Here is an 11,716-nt window from a genome sequence, read left to right as displayed (position 1 = left end):
TATGAAGACACGGTCGAAGCGCTCGATGCCGAAGGGCGCCGCCGGATCGAAATCCGTGGCGTCGCCGCGCGCCAGTTCGACCCTGTCGGAGAGACCTTCGCGAGCGATAGCCGCGTTTGCCGTCTCCAGCATCTCGGCCGAGATATCCAAACCGAAGAAGCGGGCGTCTGGATAGCGCCGGGCGGCAAGAACGATGTTGCGGCCGGTACCGCAGCCGAGCTCGAGCACGGTGCCGCCTTGCGGCACGTCGAGCCCCGCTATCAGCCGGTCGCGGCCGAGCAGGTAGTATTTGCGGGTAATGTCGTAGATATGGCGCCGCCAGCGATAGACGCCATCCATCAGATCGGCATGGCGGACCGGCAGCTCCGTCGTGCTCATGCGGCGCGCTTCACATAGAGATGGAAGCCGCCATAGATCGCCGAGCGATCCCTGGCCGAGAATTCGCGCGAGGCCTCGGCTTCGTAGCGCCACTGGTCGAGCAGGGAACTGGAGACGCGGCGCGGCAGCAGGCTGGGCTCGGCCGCGGTGCGGAAGATCACGCGCGCGCCAACCGAGGCCGTGCGGGTGATCTCGGTCCACAGATCGTTGAGCAGGTCGTCGGTCATCCAGTCCTGGGCATCGAGCAGGACGAAGCGATCGACCGAGCCCGCATCCTTGCCGGCGAGGAATTTGATCAAGTTGGCATGATGGATGGCGACGCGTTCGGTGTTGGCGCGGATCGTCCTGTAGTTGCGCTGTTCCAAATAGGCGGGCAGGGCTGCCTCGCCGGGCTGCGGATAGCGGCGGGCAAAGGCCTGCCAGGCGAAATAGTTGTTCTTCAGCGGGAAATCGCAGGCGAGCTTCTCCAGCCGCGCTTTCAAGACGCTCGCCATCGAACCGTCGCCGGACGTGATCAGCGAGTCGTACTGTGCCGGCGGGATACCCAGACCGAAAAGCGAGGCCTTGCGCGATGTCGCCCAGCGCAGCAGCTTCTTGGCGAAGACCGGTGCCAGCTCCTCGTTAAAGAAACGGCGCTGCTCGCCGATGTTCTCGGCCTTCATGATGCCGGCCGGATCGACACCGAACAGTTTTGCCACACGATGGCCCATGGCGATGAAGAGGCCAAGCAGGCCGGTCTGGTAGAAGTTGCGGTCGAAAACCGCGATGCGGCGGCGGCCGCGCCAGTTCCTGCGCTCCCAGTAGTGACGGCTGACCGGGTCGAGATGCGGCGCGATGAAGCGGTCGTAAGCTTCCGAGTTGTGGCTGGTATCGGCTGCGCCGAAGAAGCGGAACAGATCGCCCTGCGAGGGCAGATGGCGCACCGCCTCCAGCTTCATGCGGTTCAGCGCGATGTGCGCGGCGTTGAGGTCGACGGCGTCGATCCGGGCGGGCGAACGGGTGAGGTAAGCCAGAATGTTGCAGCCGCCCGATGCGATTGTGACGACGCGATGGCCGGCGCCAAGCTGCATGGCGTCCATGTCGACCTCCGGGTCTTCCCAGATCTGGGGATAGACGAGGCCGGAAAACAGGAAGGCGAAAAGCCGCTCGGAAATGCCGTCCTTCGACAGGGCGCGGTTCTGGTAGACGGCTTTTCCAACCTCCTTGCCGCGTCGAAAAACGAGTTCTCCCGATACATCCGACATGGCAAGCTGATTCCCCGTTTGCATTGGCGCAAGCGGGTAGCGCAGCGTTGTGACAGGCGGGTGACAGGCTGCTGACGCTGAGTCTTAGGCCTTGCCGAATCCGCCGGGCGTCGGCGTGACGACGATGACGGCCTCGCCGGCGTCGAGCGTGGTCTGGTCGCAGGCCTTCAGCACCTCGATCGAGCCGTCGTTGCGTCTGACCTTGGTCGAGCCGGCCTCGCCGTCGCCGCCGCCGTTCAGACCCTGCGGCGGGCGGTTGCGGTGTGAGGAGAGGATGGCGCATTCCATTTTTTCGAGGAAGCGGATCGTGCGTTTGGTGCCGTTGCCGGCGTTCCATTTGCCCTTGCCGCCGGAACCGTCGCGGATGTGGAAGTCTTCTAGCACGACCGGGAAGCGCAGTTCCAGCACTTCGGGATCGGTAAGTCGCGAATTGGTCATATGCGTGTGGACGCCGGAGGTGCCGGCAAAGCCGCGGCCCGAATTCATTTGGCCGGCCGGCGAGCCGGAGCAGATCGTCTCATAATATTGGTATTGCCGGTTGCCGAAGGTGAGATTGTTCATTGTGCCTTGCGCGTTGGCCATCGCGCCCATGGCGCCGAACAGCGCGTTGGTGACATGCTGCGAGGTCTCGACATTGCCGGCGACGACGGCGGCAGGGTAGGAGGGTTTGAGCATGCAACCGTCGGGGATGACGATGTTGATCGGCCTGAGACATCCGGCGTTCATCGGGATCATGTCCTCGACCATGACGCGGAAGACATAGAGCACAGCGGCTCGCGCCACCGGCTCCGGCGCATTGAAATTGTTCTTCATGACCTTCGAGGTGCCGGTGAAATCGACCGTCGCGTCGCGCCTTTGCCGATCGACGGTGATCTTCACTTTGATCACCTGGCCGGTGTCGGTGGCATACTCGTAGTCGGAACTGTCGGGCAGCCTTTCCAGCACGCGGCGCACGCTCTCGGCGGCATTGTCCTGAACATGGCCCATATAGGCCTCGACGACAGCGAGGCCAAAATGCGCGACCATCTTGCGCAACTCCGCCACGCCCTTTTCGTTGGCGGCGATCTGCGCCTTGAGGTCGGCGATGTTCTGGGCGGGATTGCGGGCAGGATAGGGATGGTCGGTGAGGAGCGCCTCGAGCTCCTCCTCGCGGAAGCGGCCGCGATCGACGATGCGGAAATTGTCGAACAGCACGCCTTCCTCGTCGACGGTTGTGGCCAAAGGCGTCATCGAGCCCGGCGCGGTGCCGCCGACATCGGCATGGTGGCCGCGCGAGGCCGCCCAGAAGAGGATTTCCTTGCGTGCGTCGTCGAACACCGGCGTCACCACGGTGATGTCGGGCAGATGCGTGCCGCCATTGTAGGGCGCGTTGAGCGCAAAAACGTCGCCGGGATGGATATCGCCTGAATTCAGGCGGATGACGGTTTCGACCGAGCGGTCCATGGACCCAAGATGCACCGGCATGTGCGGCGCGTTGGCGACCAGCGCGCCATGGCGGTCGAACACGGCGCAGGAAAAGTCCAGTCGCTCCTTGATGTTGACGGAATAGGCGGTGTTCTGCAGCGTGACGCCCATCTGCTCGGCGATCGACATGAAAAGGTTGTTGAAGACCTCGAGCATCACCGGATCGGCTTCGGTGCCGAGCGCCGCCTGCCGCGCCTTTTTCTCTATACGCCGCAGCAGCACGTGGTTCCTGGCCGTGATCTCGGCCTGCCAGCCCGGCTCGACGACGATGGTCTGGTTCGGCTCGATGACGAGCGCGGGGCCTGCCACCTTGTGACCGGGCTTCAAATCCTCGCGCCGGAAGATGCCGGCATCGCGCCAGGCTCCGTCGGCGAAGAATTGCCGGGACTGCCAGGGGCTTGCCACTTGGTCTTCGAGCCCTGATTCACTTTCGTCGCGGCCGGCGGTCTCGACATCGCTGCCTTCGACGCCGACTGCCTCGATGATCATCGGCTTGTCTTCGTAGACGAAGCCGAATTGCGCCTTGTGCGCGGCCTCGAAATCGCTCCTGGCGCGAAAAATCGAGCCGTGCTCGAAGTTGACCGGCAAAGTTGTGTCGGTGCCGTCATAACGGATCTGCAGGACCGGCTTTGAGGCGATGGCGTCTTGCGCAATGCCTTGCACTGCAAGCTCGGCGATGACGCCCTGGTGCAAGGTCGCAATCAGGTCCTCGATCGAGGAGCGGGACTCTTCGGCGAGCGGCTTCAGCAACGCCTGCTGGCGCGAGGCGAAAACCGTCGACAGCCCGATGCCGTAAGCCGAAAGCAAGCCGGAGAAGGGGTGGATAAGCACCGCTTCCATGCCGAGCGCATCGGCGACGAGGCAGGCATGCTGGCCGCCGGCGCCACCGAAACAGTTCAAGAGATATTCAGTGACATCGTAACCGCGCTGCACCGAAATCTTCTTGATGGCGTTGGCCATGTTCTCGACGGCGATGGTGACGAAACCCTCGGCCACCGCTTCGGGCGAGCGTCCATCGCCGATCTCGGCGGCTAAAGCCGCGAATTTTTCGCGCACGGCGGCGACGTCGAGCGGCTGGTCTTGACCGGGGCCGAAGATCGCCGGGAAGACGTCGGGCTGCAGCTTACCGAGCATGACATTGGCGTCGGTGACGGCGAGCGGGCCGCCGCGTCGATAAGCGGCCGGGCCGGGATTGGCGCCGGCGGAGTCCGGGCCGACGCGGAAGCGACCGGCCTCGTAATGCAGGATCGAGCCACCGCCGGCCGCGACCGTATGAATACGCATCATCGGCGCGCGGATGCGAACGCCGGCGACTTCAGTGTCGAAGGCGCGCTCGTATCCGCCGTCATAATGGGCGACGTCGGTCGAGGTGCCGCCCATGTCGAAGCCGACGACCTTGTCGAAGCCGGCGAGCTTCGCCGTCTCGACCATGCCGACGACGCCGCCGGCCGGGCCGGAAAGCAGCGCATCCTTGCCCTGGAACATGTCGGCGGCGGTCAACCCGCCCGATGACATCATGAACATCAGCCGCGGGCCGGCGCCCAATTCTCCCGCCACCCTTTGCACGTAGCGTGACAGGATCGGCGACAGATAGGCGTCAACCACCGTGGTGTCGCCACGACCGACCAGCTTGATGAGCGGCGAGACCTCGTGGCTGACCGATATCTGGCTGAAGCCGATCTTGCGACAGACTTTCGCGACTGCCTTTTCATGGTCGGGATATTTCCAGGCGTGCATCAAGACGATGGCTACCGCGTCGATGCCGTCGGCCTTGGCCTGCTCGATGGCCGGGCGGCAGGCGGCGATGTCGAGCAGGCGCTCGACGGACCCGTCCACGCGCACGCGCTCGTCGATCTCTACCACCCGCTCATAGAGCTGTTCGGGCAGGATGATCTCCTTGGCGAAAATATCCGGCCGCGCCTGATAGGCGATGCGCAGCGCGTCGCGAAAACCCCTGGTGATGAGCAGCAGCACGCGGTCGCCCTTGCGCTCCAGCAGCGCGTTGGTAGCGACAGTGGTGCCCATTTTTATGTCGCCGATGCGCTCCGCGGGGATGGCGGCGCCGGTTTTCAGTCCAAGCAGTTCGCGGATGCCCTGGATAGCGGCATCGGCATAGGCCTCAGGGTTCTCCGACAAAAGCTTCCGGGGATGCAGTCGGCCTTGCGGATCGCGGCCGATGATGTCGGTGAAGGTCCCGCCCCGGTCGATCCAGAAATCCCATTTGTTGGCTGCGGCGTCCTGCATGCTGCTTATCCGTTATCTGCGACAACCCGTTCTGTTAGTTCGCCGTTTTGGCCCCGGCAACCATGCGCCCTGGTGTTACACATGGAAACGCAACGTTACGAAACCCAGGTCTGATTTCTGCATTTCTTCTGCGACGTTCACCGAAACGTGAGCGTTTGCTGAAGGAGAGATACCATGAAGAAGCTTATTCTGGCGTCTGTTTCGGCGCTCGCCCTGCTGGGGGTCGCGGCTTGCAGCGACAGCAGCACCGACAACACCACCACGCAGAGCACCAACCCGCCGGCCAACGAACAGCCAATGAAGCCGGCCACCCCTGACCCTTCGAAGCCTGCTGAACCGGCTCCGGCAACACCTCCTGCTGCGCCCGCGCAGTAGAAGTTCATCCACTGAAATCAGGAAGGCCGGCCCCTGTGCCGGCCTTCCTTTTTGGCGGGACTGTCCTCAAAGTCGTTCGACCTGCGGCATCGTCCCGGCTTGATAGCGGTGCCCGGTTCGCACTAAGAAGCCGCATGTCGATTTGGGACCGCCTCGGCGACTTCATCGCTCGTGTTTCGTTGTCGGCGTCCTCGGGCGTCGGCGATGTCGTCGAGGCCGTGCGGACCGTGTACTCGGGCGACCCCGATCTACGCCGGCGCGTGGCCTTCTCGGTGGCGATGATCGCGCTTTCGGCCAAGATGGCGAAGGCCGACGGCATCGTCACCCAGGACGAGGTGCGCGCCTTCCAGGAAATCTTTGAGGTGCCGCCGAGCGAAACGCGCAATGTGGCGCGCCTCTATGACCTCGCCAAGCGCGATGTTGCCGGATTTGAAATCTACGCCCAGCGCATGTCGCAGCTTTGCGGTTCCGGTCATGCGAATTGCAAGATGCTGGAAGACATACTCGACGGGCTGTTCCACATCGCCAAGGCGGATGGCCTGGTTCACGAGAGGGAAGGGCAATTCCTGCATCGCATCGCCGAGATTTTTCAGATCGATGAGGCGCATTACCAGGCGATCCTGGCGCGCCACGTCAATCTGGGCGCCGCCGATCCCTATGTGGTTCTCGGCGTCGAACGCGGGAAGCCATTCGAGGAGGTCAGGAAGCGTTATCGCAAGCTGATCTCCGACAACCATCCCGACCGGCTGATCGCGCGCGGCCTGCCGCAGGAATTCATCAAGATCGCCACGACAAGGGTCGCTGCGATCAATGCCGCCTATGAGATGATCGAACGGGGCCTCAGGCACGTATGAGCGGTTTCTTGCCCGACCAGCCGGGTGCCGAGGTCAGGCTATCGCCGAATTTCGGTCCGCGACGCGAGACGCTCAGGCCCGACATGATCGTGCTGCACTATACCGGCATGCCGACGGGGCCTGGGGCCGAGGCCTGGCTGTGCGATGCGGCAAGCGAGGTATCCTCGCACTATCTTGTGCATGAGGACGGCCGCATCGTGCAAATGGTGCGCGAAAGCGACCGCGCCTGGCATGCCGGCAAGGGTTCATGGTTCGGGTGCACCGACATCAACTCCTGCTCTGTCGGCATCGAGATCGTCAACCCCGGGCATTCGCTGGGCTACAAAACCTTCCCGAAGCGGCAGGTCAAGGCCGTGATCGATTTATGCGCGGGGATCGCGGGCCGGCATTCCATTCCACCGCAAAGGGTGCTTGCGCATTCCGATGTGGCGCCGGGACGCAAGGTCGACCCGGGCGAGAAGTTTCCCTGGAAGGCGCTCTTTGCGGCCGGCGTCGGTCATCTCGTTCCCGCGGCCCCGATCAAGATGGGCGCGGCGCTGAGGGCGGGCGACGCAGGTGCTGACGTGGAAGCCCTGCAGTCGATGCTGGCGCTTTACGGCTACAGCGCCGAGATATCGGGTGTCTTCGACCGCCAGACGGAAATCGTGGTGGCGGCGTTTCAGCGGCATTTTCGACGGCGGCTCGTCGACGGCGTGGCGGACGGTTCGACGATCAGCACGCTCCAAAGGCTGCTGGCTGCGGTAAAGGCAGCCTCTTCCAAATAGCCGGTCAAGCTGACTAAATTACAATTTGTCATACAAAGTGAATTGCCTCGCCTTTATTGGCGCCAATTCGGTCTCCAAACGCATCTACCGCAAGTTGTCGGGCATCTATCCCTTCAAGATGCTCCGGTGTTGGATTGGCCTCGCCGCGTGAAATTCTTCGCGCGGTTCTAACAGAACAGGAATACATGCAAAGATTGACCGTTGTAGCGGCAGCCGTTGCTGCCGGAGTGATGACTTTTGCCTTCAGCCCAGCGAACAGCGCCCCCCTGAGCCTCCGGGCGGCGGACAATGGGTTTGCTGCGACCGCCTCAAAGCCCAAGGCTGCGCCAAGCGCCAAGACTTCGACGACCAAGAGAGCTGCCCCGGCGAAGGTGCAGAAAGCCGCCGCAGCGCGGTCCGCGAAATCAAGAGTCAAACGCTACGCAAAGCGCAGCAGGCAAACCATCGACCTGACCGCGACAGCTTCCATCCGTCCTGAAAAGCCCGCCTTGTCTTCTTCGGCAACTGGCGACGGCCAATATTCGGCGATCATCGCCCGCTATGCGGCAAGCTACGGCGTGCCGGTGTCGCTGGCCAAGGCCGTCATCACGATCGAGAGCAACTTCCGGCCCAACATGGTCGGCGGCGCCGGCGAGATCGGCCTGATGCAGATCAAGCCGGCGACGGCCCGGATGATGGGCTATACCGGTTCGGTCAAGGGACTGTTCGATCCCGACACCAACATCAAATACGGCATGAAGTACCTCGCCATGGCGCAGGGGCTAGGTGGCGGCACCACCTGCGGTACCATCCTCAAATACAATGCCGGCCATGGGGCGACGCGGATGAATCCGATTTCGGCCGCCTATTGCAGCAAGGTGAAGGTGCAGATGGCAGCGCTCGGTTCGCCTGTCTAAGCGGGACAGTTGCCTTTTTTGTTGCGTTTTCAGGCGCGAATCCCTTTATACGCCCTTGTCAGCTGGCCGGGCGGCCGCGCCCGCAAGAGCCGAAAGGCTGCGGGTGAGGAAAGTCCGGGCTCCATGGAGACACGGTGCCGGCTAACGGCCGGCGGGGGAGACCCCAGGGAAAGTGCCACAGAAAGCAAACCGCCGCGGCATTTGCCGCGGCAAGGGTGAAAGGGTGGGGTAAGAGCCCACCGCGCGACTGGCAACAGAAGCGGCACGGCAAACCCCACCGGGAGCAAGACCGAATAGGGGCGGTGCGAAGGGAAACCTTCGAGGGCTGTTTCCGGCCCACCGCCCGGGTAGGTTGCGTGAGGCGCATGGCGACATGCGCCCAAGATGAATGGCCGCCACGTTCCCGCGCCGCAAGGCGTGGGGGCCATACAGAACCCGGCTTACAGGCCAGCTGGCATTTTCCTCTACAGCGCTCCGAGCCGCTCAGCCGTCAAGCCGGTCTAAAGACGCCTCGATCGCCTGCCAGAGCTCTTCCACCGGCTCGCAGCCGACGGCCAGCCGCACGAAGCCGGGCGGCACGGCATCGCCGCGCTTCGATCGCCGTTCAGCCGATGTATGGACGCCACCAAACGAGGTGGCCGATTCAATCAGCGCGCAGTTGTTGATGAAATCCTCGGCCTTCTCTTCCGAAGTCAGCTCGAATGAGATGAGAAAGCCGAAGCGCTCCATCTGGGCACGCGCCAGATTGTGCGAGGGGTCGCCCTCAAGGCCTGGAAAGCGCAAGCCGCTCACGGCGCGATGCCCCTTGAGCCGGCGGGCGATCGTTTCCGCCGAGGAGCACATGCGATCGTACCGGACCTCAAGTGTTTCAAGGCCGCGATGCACGAGCCAGGCCTCGAACGGCCCGGGAATGCCGCCGGCGGTTTCTCGCCAGTCCCTGACCTTGGCGATAATATCCGGATCACGGCTGGCGACATGGCCGAACAGCACATCCGAGTGACCGTTGATCGCCTTGGTGTCGGCCGAGACCACGATGTCGGCGCCAAGGTCGAGCGGGCGCTGGCCGAAGGGCGTCATCGTCGTGTTGTCGACGATGAGGAGCGCACCTTGTTCGTGGGCGGTCTTGGCGACGGCGGCGATGTCGCAGATATCCAGCCTTGGGTTCGAGGGGGTTTCGACGAAGACCAGCCGGTAGCCGGCGAAGCCGCCGTCGAGCATGCTCGATGTCGGCCTCACGTCATAGGCGATGCCGAGCGGTTTCAGGAAACGCTCCGCCAGAGCCCGCGTCGTGTGGTAGCCGTTCGAGGGCAAGAGGATGCGGTCGCCAGATTTGACCAGCGCAAAGAACGTTGCCGAAATCGCCGCCATGCCCGACGGAAAGGCGATGCACTGCGCATCTTCGAGATGACCAAGCGCATGCTCGACCGCGTGCCATGTCGGATTGCTGAAGCGGCCGTATTGATCGAAGCCCGTCGCGTCGCCCGGCGAATGAAAGATCGAGGCCATTGTCAGCGGCAAAGGGATCGGATCGCCCTTGGCGAAATCGCCGCTGCGCAGATGGGCAAGTGTCGCGGCGCGTGACTTCGCGGTTTCGGACATTGGGCGCATTCCTTCACTGAACTGACGTCCGAACGCTAGGCGTGCCGGGCCTTCGCGGCAAGCCGCGTCCTTTTGGGCCAGAGCCTTCTAAACGCTTCGTTAGGCTTAATGGACGATAAAGACGAGACGTGCCGCAAGCCTGCGCTTTCAGGTTGTGGCATGCGTGTTTGTGATGCCTCTTCCCGTTGACGCCCATATTACCCCATGATATCCCATTCTCATCAAGCTTTCGTTCCGCGTCAGGGTGAAGCGTACGCCAATCGGGCAGTCGCGGCGGCTGCGCGTTTGCCGGTTTTCGCCTTGGTGAATGAAGCGATTTGTCGCGAGGCGATGCGCCGCGGCGGCGCGGAGAAAAACATGGGCAGGGGTGCGGCGGCGACAGCGGCTGTAAGGCGTAGTGGACCGATTTCTGTCAAACGCAGTGAACAGGATCGATGCGAAGGGGCGGGTATCCGTTCCGGCGCATTTCCGTTCGGTCGTGCAGAAACGTGGCTATGCGGAACTCTATGCGCTACGCTGCCTCGACCTTCCGGCGATGGACGTCGGCGGGCTCGATCTGCTCGACCGCTACGAGCAGCGGATCGCGCTGGAAGATCCCTTCCTGCAGACGGCGGACGATATGTCCTTCTTCTGCCATGGCGACGGGACGTTCCTGAAACTCGACCAGGACGGCCGCATCACGATGACCGATTTCATCCGCGAGCACACGGGCATCTCGAACGAGGTGGCCTTTGTCGGCCGCGGCAATTTCTTCCAGATCTGGGAGCCGGGCCGGCTTGCCGCCTATGGGGCGCAGGCTCGAGCCAGGCTTTTGCAGCTTCGGCAGGGGACGAAGCCCGGGGAGGGACCGGAATGATGACTGGCCACGGCGATGATCCTCACGCCGTTGGCGGACTGGTCCGTCACATTCCGGTCCTCCTTGCCGAAGTGCTGGAGGCGCTTGAACCCAAGGCGGGCGAGACGATCGTCGACGGCACGTTCGGCGCCGGCGGCTACACCACCGCCATCCTCGAGCGCGGCGCCTCGGTCGTGGCCATCGACCGCGATCCGGATGCGATCGCCGCGGGCAAGGCTCTGGAACAGCAGGCCGGCGGCAGGCTGAAGCTCGTTCAGGAGCCGTTCTCGACCCTGGACAAGCATGTCGAAAGCGCCGACGGCGTCGTGCTCGACATCGGCGTCTCGTCGATGCAGCTCGACCAGGCCGGGCGCGGCTTTTCCTTTCGCGCCGACGGACCGCTCGACATGCGCATGGCGCAGGCTGGCCTGAGCGCCGCCGACGTCGTGAACACCTTCAAGGCGGGCGACCTTGCCCGCATCTTCGGCTTTCTCGGCGAAGAGCGGCATGCCGGCCGCATCGCCCGCATGATCGAGGCCCGGCGCGAGAAGCGGCCCTTCGAGCGCACGCTCGATCTTGCCGACGCCATCGCCACCCATGTCGGCCGCGCGCCGAAGGACAAGATCCATCCCGCCACCCGCGTCTTCCAGGCGCTGCGCATCTTCGTCAATGACGAGCTCGGCGAGTTGGCGAGCGCGCTGTTCGCCGCCGAGCGGGTGCTGAAGCCGGGCGGCAGGCTCGCCGTCGTGACCTTTCATTCGCTGGAGGATCGCATCGTCAAGCGCTTCATCGCCGATCGCGCCGATGCGGCCAGCGGATCGCGTCATATGCCGGACGCGCCGGCGCGGCTGGCGACCTTCCGCAAATCCGGCGGCGGGGTGACGCCGGGAGAGGCCGAGATCGCCGGCAATCCGCGGGCGCGCTCGGCGAGGCTGCGCGCGGCAATCCGCACCGGCGCGCCTGCGCGCGCCGGCGACTTTTCGATTTTCGGCCTTCCAAAGCTTCCCGCCGTCGAGCGGCCGGGGGAGAGGTAAGCACGTGTTTCGCACCAGCGATATAGTCC

Annotated in this window: 11 protein-coding genes and 1 other RNA gene; 7 read left to right on the top strand and 5 right to left on the bottom strand. The window is 63.7% G+C overall.

Going from position 1 to position 11,716, the window contains the following annotated elements; all coding sequences use genetic code 11:
• The 3 genes from EOA60_RS05245 to EOA60_RS05235 all read right to left on the bottom strand — a co-directional run.
• Positions 1–378 (bottom strand): class I SAM-dependent methyltransferase (locus EOA60_RS05245; protein ID WP_164899192.1); only part of this gene is annotated, 378 nt, incomplete at its 3' end.
• Complete coding sequence (locus EOA60_RS05240; protein WP_164748215.1) at positions 375–1,622, bottom strand: DUF3419 family protein; 1,248 nt, start codon at positions 1,620–1,622, stop codon at positions 375–377. The genes EOA60_RS05240 and EOA60_RS05245, both read right to left, overlap by 4 nt.
• 84 nt (positions 1,623–1,706) lie before the next feature.
• A complete protein-coding gene (locus tag EOA60_RS05235; RefSeq protein WP_127335047.1) occupies positions 1,707–5,330 on the bottom strand; it encodes a hydantoinase B/oxoprolinase family protein in 3,624 nt (1,207 codons plus the stop codon).
• A gap of 174 nt (positions 5,331–5,504) precedes the next feature.
• Between EOA60_RS05235 and EOA60_RS05230 the strand changes: the two genes are divergently transcribed.
• The 3 genes from EOA60_RS05230 to EOA60_RS05220 all read left to right on the top strand — a co-directional run bounded on the left by EOA60_RS05230 (position 5,505) and on the right by EOA60_RS05220 (position 7,323).
• Entirely contained in the window at positions 5,505–5,705 is a 201-nt protein-coding gene (locus EOA60_RS05230; protein ID WP_082954075.1) for a hypothetical protein, read from the top strand.
• Between the two features lie 134 nt (positions 5,706–5,839).
• Positions 5,840–6,559: a DnaJ family molecular chaperone gene (locus tag EOA60_RS05225; RefSeq protein ID WP_127335048.1), complete on the top strand. Its 720-nt coding sequence runs from the start codon at positions 5,840–5,842 to the stop codon at positions 6,557–6,559.
• Positions 6,556–7,323 (top strand): N-acetylmuramoyl-L-alanine amidase, encoded by a 768-nt coding sequence (locus tag EOA60_RS05220; protein WP_095824929.1) that lies wholly within the window; start codon positions 6,556–6,558, stop codon positions 7,321–7,323. Before EOA60_RS05225 ends, EOA60_RS05220 begins: the two co-directional genes overlap by 4 nt.
• Before the next feature lie 28 nt (positions 7,324–7,351).
• On the opposite strand, the gene EOA60_RS38775 is transcribed toward EOA60_RS05220, so the two are convergent.
• Entirely contained in the window at positions 7,352–7,675 is a 324-nt protein-coding gene (locus EOA60_RS38775) for a hypothetical protein (RefSeq protein WP_245322409.1), read from the bottom strand.
• On the opposite strand from EOA60_RS38775, the gene EOA60_RS05215 reads away from it, so the two are divergent.
• Positions 7,590–8,219, top strand: a complete 630-nt coding sequence (locus tag EOA60_RS05215) for a transglycosylase SLT domain-containing protein (RefSeq protein ID WP_245322407.1) — start codon at positions 7,590–7,592, stop codon at positions 8,217–8,219. The two genes, EOA60_RS38775 and EOA60_RS05215, sit on opposite strands and share 86 nt — an antisense overlap.
• A gap of 58 nt (positions 8,220–8,277) precedes the next feature.
• Positions 8,278–8,678, top strand: an RNA gene (rnpB, locus tag EOA60_RS05210) — RNase P RNA component class A.
• Positions 8,679–8,702: 24 nt separating this feature from the next.
• On the opposite strand, the gene EOA60_RS05205 is transcribed toward rnpB, so the two are convergent.
• Entirely contained in the window at positions 8,703–9,818 is a 1,116-nt protein-coding gene (locus tag EOA60_RS05205) for a cystathionine gamma-lyase (RefSeq protein ID WP_095824928.1), read from the bottom strand.
• A gap of 397 nt (positions 9,819–10,215) precedes the next feature.
• Here EOA60_RS05205 and mraZ point away from each other — a divergent pair, with 397 nt between their 5' ends.
• Together mraZ and rsmH are read left to right on the top strand one after the other, a co-directional pair.
• A complete protein-coding gene (gene mraZ, locus EOA60_RS05200; RefSeq protein WP_095824927.1) occupies positions 10,216–10,674 on the top strand; it encodes a division/cell wall cluster transcriptional repressor MraZ in 459 nt (152 codons plus the stop codon).
• Positions 10,671–11,687 (top strand): 16S rRNA (cytosine(1402)-N(4))-methyltransferase RsmH, encoded by a 1,017-nt coding sequence (gene rsmH / locus EOA60_RS05195; protein WP_095779050.1) that lies wholly within the window; start codon positions 10,671–10,673, stop codon positions 11,685–11,687. The genes mraZ and rsmH overlap by 4 nt, the downstream gene beginning before the upstream one ends.
• Positions 11,688–11,716: the final 29 nt, after the last annotated feature.

It is taken from the genome of Mesorhizobium sp. M1A.F.Ca.IN.020.06.1.1 (assembly GCF_004023265.1).
Taxonomy (GTDB): Bacteria; Pseudomonadota; Alphaproteobacteria; order Rhizobiales; family Rhizobiaceae; genus Mesorhizobium.
Note: the sequence above shows the minus strand (reverse complement) of the source record. Positions and strands in the feature narration are given on the sequence as shown.